14 protein-coding genes are annotated in these 15,002 nt (G+C 41.6%); 5 read left to right on the forward strand and 9 right to left on the reverse strand.

Going from position 1 to position 15,002, the window contains the following annotated elements; genetic code table 11:
• Positions 1-93: 93 nt before the first annotated feature.
• Positions 94-2,871 carry an excinuclease ABC subunit UvrA gene (gene uvrA / locus B4Q04_RS08220; protein ID WP_088696528.1) on the reverse strand — a complete coding sequence of 926 codons (2,778 nt, stop codon included), beginning with the start codon at positions 2,869-2,871 and terminating at the stop codon, positions 94-96.
• Between the two features lie 245 nt (positions 2,872-3,116).
• Between uvrA and B4Q04_RS08225 the strand changes: the two genes are divergently transcribed.
• Both B4Q04_RS08225 and B4Q04_RS08230 read left to right on the forward strand, forming a co-directional pair.
• Complete coding sequence (locus B4Q04_RS08225; protein ID WP_013995393.1) at positions 3,117-3,698, forward strand: RNA polymerase sigma factor; 582 nt, start codon at positions 3,117-3,119, stop codon at positions 3,696-3,698.
• 621 nt (positions 3,699-4,319) lie between these two features.
• A complete protein-coding gene (locus B4Q04_RS08230) occupies positions 4,320-4,901 on the forward strand; it encodes an RNA polymerase sigma factor (protein ID WP_013995395.1) in 582 nt (193 codons plus the stop codon).
• A gap of 229 nt (positions 4,902-5,130) precedes the next feature.
• Here B4Q04_RS08230 and B4Q04_RS08235 read toward each other — a convergent pair whose 3' ends face one another.
• A complete protein-coding gene (locus B4Q04_RS08235; protein WP_088696529.1) occupies positions 5,131-5,793 on the reverse strand; it encodes an endonuclease III domain-containing protein in 663 nt (220 codons plus the stop codon).
• 42 nt (positions 5,794-5,835) lie between these two features.
• Between B4Q04_RS08235 and bcp the strand changes: the two genes are divergently transcribed.
• Complete coding sequence (gene bcp / locus B4Q04_RS08240; protein WP_013995397.1) at positions 5,836-6,288, forward strand: thioredoxin-dependent thiol peroxidase; 453 nt, start codon at positions 5,836-5,838, stop codon at positions 6,286-6,288.
• A gap of 54 nt (positions 6,289-6,342) precedes the next feature.
• On the opposite strand, the gene B4Q04_RS08245 is transcribed toward bcp, so the two are convergent.
• On the reverse strand, positions 6,343-7,809 hold the full coding sequence (locus B4Q04_RS08245; RefSeq protein WP_013995398.1) for a hypothetical protein: 1,467 nt from the start codon (positions 7,807-7,809) through the stop codon (positions 6,343-6,345).
• A gap of 78 nt (positions 7,810-7,887) precedes the next feature.
• On the opposite strand from B4Q04_RS08245, the gene B4Q04_RS08250 reads away from it, so the two are divergent.
• Entirely contained in the window at positions 7,888-8,664 is a 777-nt protein-coding gene (locus B4Q04_RS08250; RefSeq protein ID WP_088696530.1) for an MBL fold metallo-hydrolase, read from the forward strand.
• A gap of 22 nt (positions 8,665-8,686) precedes the next feature.
• The gene (locus tag B4Q04_RS08255) at positions 8,687-9,181 is read left to right on the forward strand and encodes a hydrolase (RefSeq protein WP_088696531.1); all 495 of its coding nucleotides are present in this window, start codon (positions 8,687-8,689) and stop codon (positions 9,179-9,181) included.
• Here B4Q04_RS08255 and B4Q04_RS08260 read toward each other — a convergent pair whose 3' ends face one another.
• From B4Q04_RS08260 to B4Q04_RS08285, 6 genes are all read right to left on the reverse strand, one after another.
• Entirely contained in the window at positions 9,182-9,841 is a 660-nt protein-coding gene (locus tag B4Q04_RS08260; protein ID WP_088696532.1) for an alpha/beta hydrolase, read from the reverse strand. It lies immediately after the preceding gene.
• Entirely contained in the window at positions 9,838-10,161 is a 324-nt protein-coding gene (locus tag B4Q04_RS08265) for a membrane protein (RefSeq protein WP_013995402.1), read from the reverse strand. Before B4Q04_RS08265 ends, B4Q04_RS08260 begins: the two co-directional genes overlap by 4 nt.
• An 89-nt stretch (positions 10,162-10,250) precedes the next feature.
• On the reverse strand, positions 10,251-10,565 hold the full coding sequence (locus B4Q04_RS08270; protein ID WP_088696533.1) for a DUF4870 domain-containing protein: 315 nt from the start codon (positions 10,563-10,565) through the stop codon (positions 10,251-10,253).
• Between the two features lie 25 nt (positions 10,566-10,590).
• Complete coding sequence (locus B4Q04_RS08275) at positions 10,591-11,853, reverse strand: dihydroorotase (RefSeq protein WP_088696534.1); 1,263 nt, start codon at positions 11,851-11,853, stop codon at positions 10,591-10,593.
• Positions 11,850-13,799, reverse strand: coding sequence for a BatA domain-containing protein (locus B4Q04_RS08280; protein WP_236630989.1), 1,950 nt, complete (start codon positions 13,797-13,799; stop codon positions 11,850-11,852). The genes B4Q04_RS08275 and B4Q04_RS08280 overlap by 4 nt, the downstream gene beginning before the upstream one ends.
• An 80-nt stretch (positions 13,800-13,879) precedes the next feature.
• Positions 13,880-14,887: a glycosyltransferase family 2 protein gene (locus B4Q04_RS08285; RefSeq protein ID WP_088696535.1), complete on the reverse strand. Its 1,008-nt coding sequence runs from the start codon at positions 14,885-14,887 to the stop codon at positions 13,880-13,882.
• Positions 14,888-15,002: the final 115 nt, after the last annotated feature.

Below are 15,002 nucleotides of genomic sequence, written 5' to 3' on the forward strand. Positions count from 1 at the left end.
ATAATTTGATACGGAATCAAATCCATAAAAAAGACCCCATTCTTTAAGCTAAAATGGGGTCTCTTATTTGATTTGTAAGGGCTATACGGCTAGCTACAATTTTTCCTTTAGATACTTGGCCGTAAACGAAGTGCTGCTTTTGATTATTTCCTCGGGCGTGCCTTCCGCCAAAAGTTGCCCTCCATTTTCACCGCCTTCCGGGCCTAGGTCAATAATATAGTCCGCACACTTGATGAGCTCTACATTATGTTCGATCACAATAACCGAATGGCCCTTTTCTATAAGGGCATCAAATGACTTCAAAAGTTTTTTGATATCGTGAAAATGTAGTCCTGTAGTGGGTTCGTCAAAAATGAACAAGGCCTTGTCCTTGGTCGTGCCCTTGACCAAAAAGGAAGCCAGTTTAATACGCTGTGCCTCACCGCCCGAAAGGGTAGAAGAAGACTGTCCAAGGGTTACATAGCCCAAGCCAACATCTTGTAAAGGTTTTAGTTTGTTTACGATCTTGTTTTGTTTATGGATATCAAAAAAGGCAATGGCATCATCAATGGTCATATTAAGAACGTCATCGATATTGGCCTCATGAAACTTTACTTCCAAGACTTCCTTTTTAAAACGCTTACCCCCACAGGTATCGCATTGAAGGTGTACATCGGCCATAAACTGCATTTCTACCGTAATTTCGCCTTCCCCCTTACATTTTTCACACCGGCCTCCATCGACATTAAAAGAGAAGTGTTTGGCCTGATAAGCCCTGATTTTACTCAGTTTCTGTGCCGCAAAGAGGTTTCTGATATCATCGTAGGCCTTTATATAGGTCACGGGATTTGAGCGTGAAGACCTACCAATGGGGTTCTGGTCTACGAACTCGACATGTTTTATGGTCTTGTATTTTCCTTCTACTTTGGTATACTGTCCGGCCTTTTCGCCGTAACCACCAACTTCCTTTAAAATAATAGGGTAGAGGAGTTTTTTGACCAAGGTACTCTTTCCACTACCGGAAACACCGGTTATTACGGTAAGCATGTTTAATGGAAAAGTAACATCTATATTTTTAAGGTTGTTTTCGCGGGCCCCTTTAATCGTAATATAATCGGGAGAGGTCCGTCTTTTTGTGGGCACACTGATTTCTTTCGTGCCGTTCAAGTATCCCGCAGTCAGTGAATTCGATTTTAAGATGTCGTCCAAGGTCCCATGGGCCACTACCTCACCGCCATGTGTTCCCGCTTCCGGGCCAATATCTATGACTTCGTCGGCAGCCTTCATAATGTCTTCGTCGTGTTCGACTACGATTACGGTATTGCCCAAATCGCGTAAGGACAACAAAACATCGATCAGGTTTTCGGTGTCTTTAGGATGTAGTCCGATACTGGGTTCATCAAGAATATACATGCTTCCTACAAGGCTACTGCCCAAAGAGGTTGCTAGGTTGATCCGTTGGCTTTCACCACCCGATAAGGTATTCGACTTTCGGTTCATGGTCAGATAGCTTAATCCTACCTTATCGAGAAAACCGAGCCTGGTATTGATTTCCTTTAAAAGGCGGGAAGCGATTTTCGCATCGTATTTATCCAAAACCAAATCATCAAAAAACGGAATCAACTTTTTAATGGGAAGTTCGACCAAGTCGGAAATGTTCTTACCGGCAATTTTTACATAGTCCGTTTCCTTGCGCAGGCGTTTTCCGTGGCAAACGTTGCATTTGGTTTTTCCCCGGTAGCGCGAAAGCATCACCCGGTTTTGAATTTTATAGCTTTTTTCCTCTAGTTGACCAAAAAACTTATGGAGGCCGATAAAATGTTCGTTTCCGTCCCAGACCAGTTGTTTTTGTTCTTCGGAAAGTTCGAACCAAGGTTTGTGTATCGGGAAATCGAATTTGTAGGAAGAGTTTACCAGTTGGTCCCTGTACCACCCCATACTTTCGCCTCGCCATGGGAAAATGGCATTTTCATAAACAGAAAGGGCTGTATTGGGCACCACTAGGTCTTCATCAATACCGATAACATCGCCATAGCCTTCGCATTTCGGACAGGCCCCATAAGGGTTGTTAAAACTGAACAGATGTACATTCGGTTCTAAAAACGTCATCCCATCAAGCTCAAACTTATTGCTGAAGGGAATGCGCTCTTTGCTGTTGAGTTCTTCAATGGCACATTCACCTTTTCCTTCAAAAAAAGCGGTATCGACGGCATTTGCCAAACGATTGTAGAAATCTTCGTCATCTTTGACAATAATCCGATCGACGACCAAATCGAAATTCCGTGAAATATCATCAGGTACGTTGTCTATACGAAGTACTTCGCCCTTATATTTGATACGCGCGTAGCCTTGCTTTGAGAGCAATTGTAGTGATTTGATGGTATCTCGGTTCGCATCTATTTGGATCGGGGCCAATAAAAGTAACTTGGTGCCTTCCTCGTATGTCTTTACCTGTTCGACCACATCGGTAACCGTATCTTTTTTGACCTCTCGCCCGGAAATAGGGGAGATGGTACGGCCGATACGGGCGTAGAGCAGTTTGAGGTAATCGTAAATTTCGGTGGTAGTACCTACGGTAGAACGTGGGTTGGTAGAATTCACCTTTTGTTCAATGGCGATGGCGGGCGCTATACCTTTTATATAATCAACCTTGGGTTTGTCTAGCTTGCCCAAGAATTGCCTTGCATAAGACGAAAGACTTTCTACATACCTTCTTTGGCCTTCGGCATAAAGCGTATCGAAAGCCAAACTCGATTTTCCGGAACCCGAAAGACCGGTAATGACCACCAGTTTGTTTCGGGGGATGACAACGTCGATATTCTTTAAGTTGTGCAGTTTTGCTCCCTTAATGATTATGTTGTACTTGGGGTTTACGTCTACTATTTCTGCCATGTGCTTATCTAAGCTTACAAAGATACGATATGATGATTTCAATAGCTAAAATTGTACAGTTCACATTAAAAAATGTGTCGATAACGTCAGAAATTTTCTAAAGTCATTTAATTTTTTCTATATTTGACCCCAACAAAATGTTAAGACGCCTATAGCGAAAAATTACTTTTAGAAAGATTAAAACATTATCTACCAGACCTTTTCTATGAAAAGGACGTCAGGTTTTAACTATTAAAGTAATTGTTATGGATATATTGACAAAAGATTCCCTTCTTATTAAAAATTACATCTCGGGTGATGAAAAAGCTTTAGAGATTCTGATTGAAAAGCACAACCAGCGGCTCAGCAGTTTTATTTACTCCAAGGTAAACAACCGTGATATTACCGAAGACATTTTTCAAGATACCTTTATTAAGGTCATCAAAACACTTCGACGGGGCACCTATAATGAAGAAGGTAAATTTTTGCCATGGGTGATGCGTATCGCCCATAACCTTATTATAGACCACTTTAGAAAAAATAGCCGAATGCCTATGTTCGAGGGGTCCGATACTTTTGATATTTTCGCCCACATAGGGGACGAAAAGCTAAATATAGAACGACAGTTAATAAAAGACCAGATCGATTGTGACCTTGAAATTTTGGTAGATGAACTACCTGAAGACCAAAAGGAGGTTTTGGTCATGCGTATCTATAGGGATATGAGTTTTAAGGAAATCTCGGAAAATACCGGGGTAAGTATAAATACCGCACTGGGCCGTATGCGCTATGCCCTTATTAATTTGCGGAAGATTATTGAACAGAACAACATTGCTTTGACGAATTAATTAACCATAGGTCGAAGCAATTCATTATATTTATATCAGTTGCGTTATTATGCGGTAACAATACTGAATATATATGGGAAAAATTTACGCTACAGAATCGGACAAATGTAGATTGGTAAAAGCGAAGCCTGAAACCGTTGAGTTTCTATTGGCTTATTCCAAATCTCTAAGTATTACAGAAGCCAAAGGTTTACAGTTTGAGTCAAATATGAACTGACGAATAACCTTATATTATATAAAAGGCCCTTGCACGAATTGTGCAAGGGCCTTTTTTGTAGGAAATAAGTACCCATAAAGCCTGTGTTTATAATAAGTATTGTATGATATGTATATTCTCCTTTTAAAACAATACCAGGCCATACATCTTCAGGGTATTGATTTTGTGTGGCTAACGCACTTCGAACCATTTTATTTTGTTGAAAAAGGGAAAAGTAGGTTTTCACATCAAAAACAAGCGGTTTTACAACAATGTTTTTTTATAGACCCCTCTATTATCTAGTTTTATATCATAATTAATAACAAGGCCATCCACCAAAGGATAAAATTACATTCTTAAAATAACTAAATAACGGTAGTCTTTCTTAGGAAAGTCTCAAATCTTAAACTAAAAAACCCTACACAATGAACCAACAAATCGAAGATTCAATACTAGTAAGAGATTATATCAGCGGAGACGAAAAAGCTCTTGAGATTTTGATCAACCGTCACAACCAAAGAATATCTAGTTTTATTTACTCTAAGGTTTTGGATCGCGATGTGACCGAAGATATTTTCCAGGACACATTTATTAAAGTGATCAAAACTTTAAAAAGAGGTTCATATAGTGAAGAGGGAAAGTTTTTACCTTGGGTAATGCGTATCGCCCATAACTTGATCATCGATCATTTTAGAAAGAACAAAAGAATGCCGATGTTCGAAGGAAATGATGATTTCAATATCTTTTCCGTAATCGGAGATGATAAGTTAAATGCGGAAAAGCAGCTTATTAAAGACCAAATTACTTCTGACCTTAAACATTTGATCGAAGAATTACCAGATGATCAAAAAGAAGTTTTGGTAATGCGTATCTACAAAGACATGAGCTTTAAGGAAATCTCTGAAAACACCGGAGTAAGCATTAACACGGCCTTGGGAAGAATGCGTTATGCCCTTATTAACCTTAGAAAAATCATTGACAAACATAATATTGTTTTAACGAATTAATAAGTAGCTGAGAATTCTCAACAATATTTCCAATCTAGTTGCGTTATCCATTGTATAACTATGCTACTATTATGGAAAAAATTTACTCTGAAAACCTTGAAAGAGGCAATGCTGTAAAAGCTACGAAGGAAACAATCAACTTTTTACTAAGTTTTTCTAAACAATTTCATATTGTTGAATACAATAATTTTCGTTTTGAAAACAGCTTAAACTAAAGATACAGACCCGTTTATCGGGTCTTTTTTGTTTTGTAGTAAGCATCGATTACGGTCTTTCTACCGATGGTCTTTGTTATAATATCTTTTTCTAGATCCCATCCCCGGGCCGGAGAGTATTCCCTTCCGTACCAAATTATCTGAAGATGCAAGTCGTTCCAAAGTTCTTTTGGAAACAGGCGCTTGGCATCTTTTTCGGTTTGAACCACATTTTTACCATTCGAAAACCCCCAACGGTACATAAGCCTATGAATATGGGTGTCTACGGGAAAAGCAGGTATACCGAAAGCCTGTGAGACCACCACACTGGCCGTTTTATGTCCCACGGCGGGCAATTCTTCCAAAAGCGCTATGTCTTGCGGTACCTCGCCCTCGTATTTATCGATAAGTATTTTTGACAAGCCGTAGATTCCCTTTGATTTCATAGGGGAGAGGCCCACAGGCTTTATGATTTCACGAATTTCCTCTACCGACATCTTAACCATATCATACGGATTATCGGCCCTTTCAAATAATAGGGGGGTAATCTTGTTCACCCGAACATCGGTACTTTGTGCCGATAACAATACGGCGATCAACAAAGTATAAGGGTCTTTGTGGTCTAAGGGCACCGGTATAGAGGGATAAATATCACGTAAAGTCGTAATGGTGAAATCAATCTTTTCCGCTTTTGTCATTTTTGTCTAATTTTAGCCTCGTATACAAAAAGAACGATAGCTATGAATACATTACAAGTAGGGGACAAAGTACCCGATTTTTCAGCGAAAGACCAAGACGGGAATACAATTAAATTATCTGACTACAGCGGTAAAAAGCTCATTGTGTTCTTTTATCCGAAAGCGAGCACCCCAGGGTGTACGGCAGAAGCTTGTAACCTAAGGGACAATTATCAAGAACTTCAGGAACAAGGGTACGAACTATTGGGTGTTAGTGCCGATTCAGAAAAAAGACAGGGCAATTTTAAAAAGAAATACGGCTTTCCGTTTCCCTTGTTGGCCGATGAAGACCGTACGGTAATCAATACTTTCGGGGTGTGGGGCCCTAAGAAATTTATGGGGCGTGAATACGACGGTATCCACAGAAAGACCTTTGTCATCGATGAAAATGCGATAGTGACCAAGGTAATCGATAAGGTAAAGACCAAGGACCACGCCGCCCAACTATTGGACTGATTTTACATCAATACATTTGCGATATAAATTAAAGAGGGGCTTAGGCCCCTCTTTCTATTTTACTTTATCTTCATCTTCCGATTTCAGCAGTTTTCTGGTAAACAGCTTTTCTTCTTTAATGATTTCGGGAATGCCTTTCGGTAACATATCTTCCCAACCTTCATCACCATTGATGATTTTCTTAAGCACGTCTCTCGAGAAAATATGCATGATTTCGGGGTCATAGTCTATAATGTCCATCACCTTACCGTTGTACTTGAAGAACTTGTAAAGTTCTTTCATTCTCGGGTGGACCTTAATGTTGTTACTGGTCATAATTTGACCGGTTTCAGCATTTTTCATAGGGTAGAGGTACACTTGAAGATCTTTGAAGAACAACTTACCAAAGGCTTCCAAGATGCCTCCCGATAAATGTCGGTAATACTTTTCGTCAAAGATATCCACCAGATTGTTGACTCCCATGGTAAGACCTATTTTGGCCTTGGTATACCGATTGAAATATTCTACCAGTTTATAGTATTCCTGAAATTTGGATATCATTACGTTGTGGCCGAGGGCACAGAGCAATTCGGCGCGATCCATAAAATCTTGTTCGTCTATTTCCCCCGAAGCCTTAAGATTCGATAGGGTGATTTCGAAAATGACCATGGTGCTTTCTTGGTTGACCGCCGGATCTCGTATAAAAATGTCATACGATTTATGAAACATATCCATGTTCACTTTGGTAACCGGCCTAAAGCTTCCGCGCAGGGCCAAGATATTTTTTTTGTACAATGCGGCCGCCGGCAAGAAGTTGTTGCCATCAGGGCCGAACATCACCGCATCGGTCATGTCGTTTCGGATCAACTGCAAGCTCATCAATCGGTTGTCCACATCCTTAAAATTAGGACCTGAAAAGTTTACCATGTCGATTTCCACGGTATCCTTGTCAATGTGGTCATAGAGATACTTAAGCATCTTTTTTGGTTTGTGATACTTGTAAAAGGCACCGTAAATCAAATTAACGCCAAGAATTCCCAATGTTTCCTGTTGCAATCGGGCTTCGTTTTGTTTAAAACGAATGTGCAGTATGATTTCGTCCAACTCTTTTTGAGTGGGATCGAGTTGAAAACGGATGCCTACCCAGCCGTGACCCTTATATCTTTTCGAGAAATCAATGGTTGCCACTGTATTGGCATAGGAAAAGAAAAGTCGGTCTGGATGGGTCTCGCGGCTGATACGCTCTTCCATGAGCGTCATTTCATGCGAGAGCATCTTTTTTAAACGAGATTGTGTTACGTACCTACCATCGGTTTCAATACCGTAAATGGCATCGCTAAAATCTTTATCGTAGGCACTCATCGCCTTGGCAATGGTACCGGACGCTCCGCCCGAACGAAAGAAATGTCTCGCTGTTTCTTGGCCTGCGCCAATTTCAGCAAAAGTTCCGTAGATGTCAGGGTTTAGGTTGATCCGTAAAGTTTTGGCTTTGATGGAAGGAATATTTTCAAAGGTGCTGTCCCTTTTTAGAACTGAGGCCATTTAGTTGGATTTTGCTTTCAACAAAGTTAACAAGTTCAGCTAATCTATTAAATTATTTAGTTATAAATTTGAGCTTAGATGAGCGATGCGTTTAAAATTACATTTTTAGGTACGGGCACTTCTCAGGGAATACCCGTAATAGGCAGTAATCACCCGGTTTGCCACAGTACGGACCCTAAGGACAAGAGGCTACGTGTATCCCTCTTGATATCATGGAAAGACTACAATTATGTGATAGATTGCGGTCCTGATTTCAGGCAACAGATGTTGATCAGTCAGGTAAGCAAGCTCGATGGGGTCCTTTTCACCCATGAGCACTCCGATCATACTGCGGGACTAGATGATATTCGTCCCTATTTCTTTAGACAGGGCGATATACCTATATATTTGCATAAACGCGTTGCCGATTCCCTTAAACGGCGTTTCGATTATATTTTTGCGGATGAAAACCGATATCCCGGGGCACCGGCGGTGGCGGTCAACCTAATAGACAAAGACCATAGGTTTACTATCGGCGATGTTTCCGTTATGCCGATCGAGGCCAGTCATAACCGAATCAAGGTACTGGGCTTTCGAATCAAACATTTTACTTACCTGACCGATGTAAAGACCATAAGCGATGAAGAGGCCGAAAAAGTAAAGGGCACTAAGTTTTTGGTAGTCAACGCACTTCGTGAAGAACCCCACCATTCGCATTTTAACCTAGAGGAAGCCTTGGCCTTCATCGATAAGATCCAACCCGAAAAGGCCTACCTTACCCACATTAGCCATATGCTCGGCTTTCATGAGGAAGTTGAAAAAAAATTACCAAAAAATGTACATTTGGCTTACGATAACTTGACCTTAACCGTTTAAAGAGTAAATAATTCTTCATTTTATGAAAAGTAAAATATTTTTATACCTCTTCATTTTTATGTCACTGATCTGTCTTTACCTTTTTGTCAGCAACGGCAATATGGTAAAGGCCAAAGATGCCCGAATTAACAAACTTGGGGGGCAGATCGAGCAATTGCGCGATTCGGTTCGGGATACGCAGCTGAAAGTTTTGGAAATGCAATATTTTTCCTTGGAAAACAACGATGATGCCTTGGCCTATTACGACCATTTAGAATTGGAGGACCCATCCCGTTATATTGCCGACAAGCTATTGGAAACCAATGAAAGCAAGGGTGACAATCCTTTGGTGCCGTATGAGGGTATGGATAGCGACTTTAAGATCAACAAGATCAAAGTCTTGAACCACAAATGGATATTGACCGATTTTTCGGACGGAAAATATTGGGGAGAGCTATTGATCAAGTACGAGCTAAAAAATGATCTAAGCGTCGATTTTACAATGCTTGACCATTTGCTTTATACACGAAGCGAATAGCTATATTTTACCTTCCAACCACTTTTTGAACGAATGGAAATTTTGGGGAGCGACTCCGTGTCCCACAGGAAACTCTTCGTATAAGTGGTCAATGTCGAGGTTTTTAAGAAACTCAGGGGCTTTCTGCGCCCATTCAGGGGGAATCACTTGATCCACCTGACCATGTGAAGCATAGATTTTTAAGTTGGAGTGGTCCTTTTCTTGATAGCCTTCTTTTAAGATCGCTTCGTTGATATAACCGCTCAAGGCCACCACGTTTTTTATTTTCTCGGGATAGGATATGGCTACGGCATAGCTCAATATCGTTCCTTGGCTAAAACCTAAAATAGTGACACGTTCCGCATCAAGGGTATAAGTCGCACAGGCCTCATCTATAAAGGCCACGATTTTATCCCTAGAACTTTTGGCCTGTTCATCATCGCTCCATTTGCCCTGTTGGGCATCAAAATTAATGGCGTACCACGCGTAACCAAAAGGCTCCAAGGGGTAAGGGGCCCGAACCGAGATGGTACAAAGTTCTTCGGGAAGTTCCTGCGCAAAGGAAAACAAGTCTTCCTCATTACTTCCATAGCCATGGAACATAAAAAGAACCGGGGCTTTTCCTTCTTTGAGGCTAGAGGGCCTGATCAGGTGTTCTAATGATAGGGGGGCTGTTGTCATTGGATAAATGTAAACCATTTTTGAAAGAAATCACCAACTAGGGGAACGGACTGTTTTTTTCCGTTCAGGGCTCCGAGAAAGCCGTACCACCAAAGTACAAAATAACAGATGTACAGGCCGTACCAAGCATACTCATTGAACCACTGGCTCAAAAATAGGGCAAAGCCCAAAAAAAAGAGGTGAAGCCCAAAGGCCTGTCTCGTGTGAAAGCGGGCGAACTCATTTTTGGCATCGGAGTTCATGCTTATGGCAATAAGCGAACCTATAATGGTAAAATAAGCCGTTAAGGCCGTGGTTTTTCCTTCCTTTACTGTATTCATGCCGTCAAAGTTAAGATATGAGCTAGTCTTGCACAAAAAAAAGAGACCCCTATAAGGTCCCTTTTTTATATCGTATATAAATAAAGGGCTTACCCGATATCGCCGACCAATGGAATTTTCTCCGCCTTACCGTTTACGGCGTTCATAAGGCCTATAACGGCCAAAATCAACCCGATGTATTGAAGGTAACTGAGCAGGCCTATTCCCGTGACCATAATTAACACGGCAGCGATAATCGATACCACAATTCCCGTAAGCCATGCCCTAAGGGCCTGCCCGATATGGAACTTGGCGAACTCATTCTGTTCTTTGTTGTTCATGATGTAGGCCACTAAGGTTCCTATTAATGTAATGTAGCTGATAATTGCCATGGTTTTACCCTTGTCGATCGTAGTTTGGTCCATTGTGTTGGTTTTAGGTGTTATTTTTTTATGCTTCCTCCGTAACGAACAATCCTTTATTGATTGTTCCGTATACTTTCCCTTTTAATGGGGAACCCATATACATACTGTTCTTTGAGGTAGAGCTTATATGTCCTTCTTCAAAGATATAGTTTACTTCGGGATCGAACAAGGTAAGGCAGGCTTTTTCCCCTTCCTTTAAAACCGGTGATTTTAATCCGTAGCGTTCCCTTCCTTTCGTCAACAAGCCTATGGTAGTTTCGGTGTCCAAAAGGGTATTGAGGCTGCCAAAAGCACTTTCAAGTCCGATACTTCCGTAAGAAGCATTGTCGAATTCCACACGTTTTTCCTCAATGTTCATAGGGCTGTGGTCGCTGGCGACAAAGTCGATAATACCGTCTTTTAACCCCTTGATAAGGGCCTTCGCATCGGTCTTTGCCCGTAAGGGGGGTAACGTCTTATAGGCCGAATCGAATTCCTCAAGGCAGTCATCGGTAAAGCTTAGGTTATGTACGGCAACGCTGCAGCTGACATCTAAACCTTTCTTTTTGGCTTCGGCAATCAATTTCACCGATTTGGCCGTAGAAATAGTGGGTATGTGTAGCTTTCCTCCTGTATATTCCAAAATAAAAAGGTCTCTGGCCACTTGCAGTTCTTCCGCCAAAACGGGAATCCCTTTAAGTCCTAGTTTGGTCGATACCTCGCCTTCATTGACAATGCCCTTACCGGCGATTCGGGTGTCCATGGGGAAGGAGTAGACCAGTCCCTCAAAATTCTGAACATATTGCAATGCAATTTTCAAAAGGTTGGGATTGGTCAACGGTTTTTTAAAGTCGAAAAATCCGACCGCCCCGGCATTTTTCATATCGTACAATTCGGCCAGGTCTATGCCTTCGGCATCTACCGTTAAGGTGCCCAAGGGGTGAAGGGAGGTCAATTGATCGGCCGCTGCATTTTTTAAGAACACAATAGACGAACTACTATCGGGTGCGGGATGGGTACTGGGGTTGAGGACTATATCGGTAAAGCCGCTCAGGGCCGCGGTATGTAGACCGTTGGCGATGGTTTCCCGTTCTTCATAGCCAGGTTCCCCGAAGGCCACGCTACTATCGAACCAACCGATGGAAACATGAAGGTTTTTATGTTTAATGACCCTTGTTTTTCCTTCGGGCTCTATTTTGGCCGCTATCTTGGCAATAGTTCCCTTTTTGATAAGTATGTCGCGGGTCTTTAAATGAAGCTCTTCGCTGTTTTGATCAATTATTTTCGCCGATTTTAAGAGGATGTTCATTTAAGATATTTTTGAATGAGTACTTCAACAAACAGCAAAAGCAGCGCTAAAATAACAAACCATTTCCAAAGCTCGGTTACGCTGTTGTCTTTTTCAATGGTGTCGAATAGCGATGCAATAGAGGTTGCGGACAGATCGCTTCCCAATTGCTCGGTATTCAAATAGGCCAATTTGCTTTCGTTTCGGTTGTGGTTAAAGCTTATATTCTTTGTAGTTTTCTGGTCTTCCATCACCGCATAGATGCCGTCTTCCTGTAGGTCGCCATTAAAGAAAAGAGATACTTTATGGGCCAGTGACCGCTGTTGCGGAATAAATTCAAAGTCCGGTTTCTTTAATTTCAAGATATGGTCCGGGGCAAGGGTAGTAGCAATGTCTATGGTCGTAGATTCTCCCAATACGGTATAAAGCGGAGGGAGTTTTAAACTGCCCATGGCCATATTGTAAAAGGTAGGTACGACCAGGGGGGATTTGGTGAAATTCGAATTTTCGGATCCCAGGGATGCCGTGAACAAAAAGAAGGACTCATCGCCCACTAAAAAGGGCATACTGCCCTGAAAGCCCAATGCCGTTGGTGCCGAGGTCTTGATTTGATAGAATTCGGAAGCTTTCGGATATTGAAAATTGGTAACGTTTTTTTCAAATACGTTTTGGTACAAAGGATGTGAAAAAGAGATGTTGGTAATCTCGCGTTCATCACGAAGCGATTGTACAAAGCTTGTGGCGTAATTTGAGGTCAATAGATTGTATGAATCCATATCAATACCTACGGCGGGTATAATGGTCAAATGCCCCCCATTTGCGATAAAAGCCTTTAGGCTGGTCGTCAAGGAGGCAGGAATTTGCGGCAGATCGTTAAGCACGATCAGGTGTTGTGCAGCAAGAGTACTATAATTTAGGTTTTTGAGCTCAAAGGCCGTATAGGCAAACTCGTCTTCGGTAAAAATACGTTTCAGAAAATCATTTTTTTGGTTGCCCACCGACAAAACCTTTATTTTTTCCCGTTCGCCTATGTTGAAAAAGAGTCGGTTGTCATAGCTTAATCCAGAATCATCGATTTCGATTTTCCCATTGAAAACCTCGTTTTTAGGAAGGCTGAAACTTATGGTAACTGTCGGGGATGCGTCAAAGGAAGCCGAAGTTTTTGCAGCCAATTTATCACCGTTGAACAAGGAGACCGGAACACTTTCTTTTTGGTTGGTACTTGATAATTCTACCGAAAGCGTAAGGTTTTCCGAGGTTTCAGAGGTAATATAAGCCGAGTCTATGGCGACATTGGTAACCGCATCCGCTCCCAAACGCACCAAGTGCAGCTGTAATCGAGATAACTTTTCGGCAGAACCACCGGCCATACGCTGTTGAAAGTCGGAAAGGACGATCAAGTTTTTCTCCGTTGAAGGGTCGGAAGAAAAGAGGGTCTGCCCCTTTAGGAACACTTCGTTGATCTTCAACTGTTTGTTATGGAAACCCAAGGCAAGAAGTTCATTTTGAATATCTTGAAGACTCGTGTTTCTAAACGTTTTGGTGTTGGTGAACAGTGAAAAGCGTTCCGTTTTAGGAAGCTTTTTAATCAAGTCCTGAACAGCATTTTCCAATAGGGTAGTGCCTTCGCTCTTGAGTTGCATACTAAAGGAATCATCTAAATAGATAACCGTTTCCTTTTGTTTAAGGGCGGACTTTTCAGCGAAAAAAGGTTGTGAAAAGGCAAAGACCAAGGCGGCTAAGAGCGACATTCGGGTAAACAATAGCAACCATTTTTTAAGGGTGTTGCTCTGTCTCGACTCCGAAACGACCTTCTTTAGGAACTTGACATTGGTGAACGGCGTTTTCTTGAAACGTCGTAATTGGAACAAATGAATGAAAATAGGGATCAGGAGGAGAAAAAGGGCCCAAAAAAGTTCCGGATATTTAAACTGCATTTCCTGAATTGAGATGGTAAAGATATACATTTCACGCTTTATAACATGGCTTAGTGAAAAGTTATTTTACAAGGGCGGTATCTTGCCAAATAGCGACCCTAGCCTTAAAATTAACAGAAAAAAAAGTAATCTACCATAGGTTTTTGTCCTAGGCCTGAAAAGAACTTTCTGATATACTGCTGGGCTTCTTCATTGGCTACGGTAACGATACTTTGGGGATTGGGGAGTTCCTTGAGTTTACTGAAGTGCAGCATTTCCTTCCCATATATATGTTTGCCTATCTTTTTCGGGTTGTCGCATAGCCAATAAAAGTCGATGTTTTGCGCTTGCAGGCCTTTTGCTATTTCCTTCCCTTTGGTACCGGCACCCCAAACCGTCAACGGCCGGTCGGGCTCGTAGTTCAGTTTGAGGAAATATCGAAGTTTGATGTCTAGAAAATAATTCTGGGCATAGTGTTCACTGGTCCTAGAGGTACGGGTGTCGTAATCGCGCCAATAATGTAGGAGTTTAGAACAGGGAATACATTTTAATCCGTTTTGGTAGAAACGAAAAGTAAGGTCGTAATCTTCTGGATAGAGGTCCGGTTCAAAGGCCCCGCAACGCTCAAAATCTTCGCGATAGGCCATCCAACAAGGGGAGGGGATAACACATTCCTTATAGATCTCGGAATAATTGTCCCCTGTTTGGGTGAGTTGGTTCAACCATTGTTCATAACGTTCGTAACCATTGCTGATACCGCGGTGCGAAAAATAATGGACCTGTCCGACGGCGAGGTGGCCTTTTCCGTGTTCCAATAAAGATTCCGCCATGGTTTTTAACTTGTCTTCCGTCATAATATCGTCGGAATCCATTCGGGTGACAAACTCCCCCTTACTATGCTTATATGCCATTCTTAGGCCTTCGATAATGCCATTTCCTTCATTATCAAACAAATGTATACGAGGCTCGTTTTTAGCATAAGATTCCACCAAATTTTTACTTCCATCACTACTACCATCATTAACGGACAGTACCTCCCAATTCGGGTAAGTCTGCTTTAAGATGGAGTCAATACACTGGGAAAGAAAGGCTTCGGTGTTCTTAAAAGGGATGAGTATGCTAACAAGGGGCTGTTCCATAAGGGGGCAATTTAGCAAAATTGAAGGCAAATTTTAATTTGAAAAGAATAAAAAATAACAAAACATTTTACAGAGTAGAAAAAGGTTACTATATTTGCACCCGCATTCAGGGAAT

This window comes from Zobellia sp. OII3 (genome assembly GCF_002211465.1).
Taxonomy (GTDB): Bacteria; Bacteroidota; Bacteroidia; order Flavobacteriales; family Flavobacteriaceae; genus Zobellia; species Zobellia galactanivorans.

What these genes read in the sequence shown, in the direction of transcription:
- B4Q04_RS08235 (WP_088696529.1), bottom strand. Translation starts at nt 5,793, where the DNA reads ATGACAAAAGCGGAAAAGATTGATTTCACCATTACGACTTTACGTGAT.
- B4Q04_RS08285 (WP_088696535.1), bottom strand. Translation starts at nt 14,887, where the DNA reads ATGGAACAGCCCCTTGTTAGCATACTCATCCCTTTTAAGAACACCGAA.
- B4Q04_RS08260 (WP_088696532.1), bottom strand. Translation starts at nt 9,841, where the DNA reads ATGACAACAGCCCCCCTATCATTAGAACACCTGATCAGGCCCTCTAGC.
- B4Q04_RS08270 (WP_088696533.1), bottom strand. Translation starts at nt 10,565, where the DNA reads ATGGACCAAACTACGATCGACAAGGGTAAAACCATGGCAATTATCAGC.
- B4Q04_RS08250 (WP_088696530.1), top strand. Translation starts at nt 7,888, where the DNA reads ATGAGCGATGCGTTTAAAATTACATTTTTAGGTACGGGCACTTCTCAG.
- B4Q04_RS08275 (WP_088696534.1), bottom strand. Translation starts at nt 11,853, where the DNA reads ATGAACATCCTCTTAAAATCGGCGAAAATAATTGATCAAAACAGCGAA.
- B4Q04_RS08245 (WP_013995398.1), bottom strand. Translation starts at nt 7,809, where the DNA reads ATGGCCTCAGTTCTAAAAAGGGACAGCACCTTTGAAAATATTCCTTCC.
- B4Q04_RS08255 (WP_088696531.1), top strand. Translation starts at nt 8,687, where the DNA reads ATGAAAAGTAAAATATTTTTATACCTCTTCATTTTTATGTCACTGATC.
- B4Q04_RS08280 (WP_236630989.1), bottom strand. Translation starts at nt 13,799, where the DNA reads ATGTATATCTTTACCATCTCAATTCAGGAAATGCAGTTTAAATATCCG.
- B4Q04_RS08225 (WP_013995393.1), top strand. Translation starts at nt 3,117, where the DNA reads ATGGATATATTGACAAAAGATTCCCTTCTTATTAAAAATTACATCTCG.
- bcp (WP_013995397.1), top strand. Translation starts at nt 5,836, where the DNA reads ATGAATACATTACAAGTAGGGGACAAAGTACCCGATTTTTCAGCGAAA.
- uvrA (WP_088696528.1), bottom strand. Translation starts at nt 2,871, where the DNA reads ATGGCAGAAATAGTAGACGTAAACCCCAAGTACAACATAATCATTAAG.
- B4Q04_RS08265 (WP_013995402.1), bottom strand. Translation starts at nt 10,161, where the DNA reads ATGAATACAGTAAAGGAAGGAAAAACCACGGCCTTAACGGCTTATTTT.
- B4Q04_RS08230 (WP_013995395.1), top strand. Translation starts at nt 4,320, where the DNA reads ATGAACCAACAAATCGAAGATTCAATACTAGTAAGAGATTATATCAGC.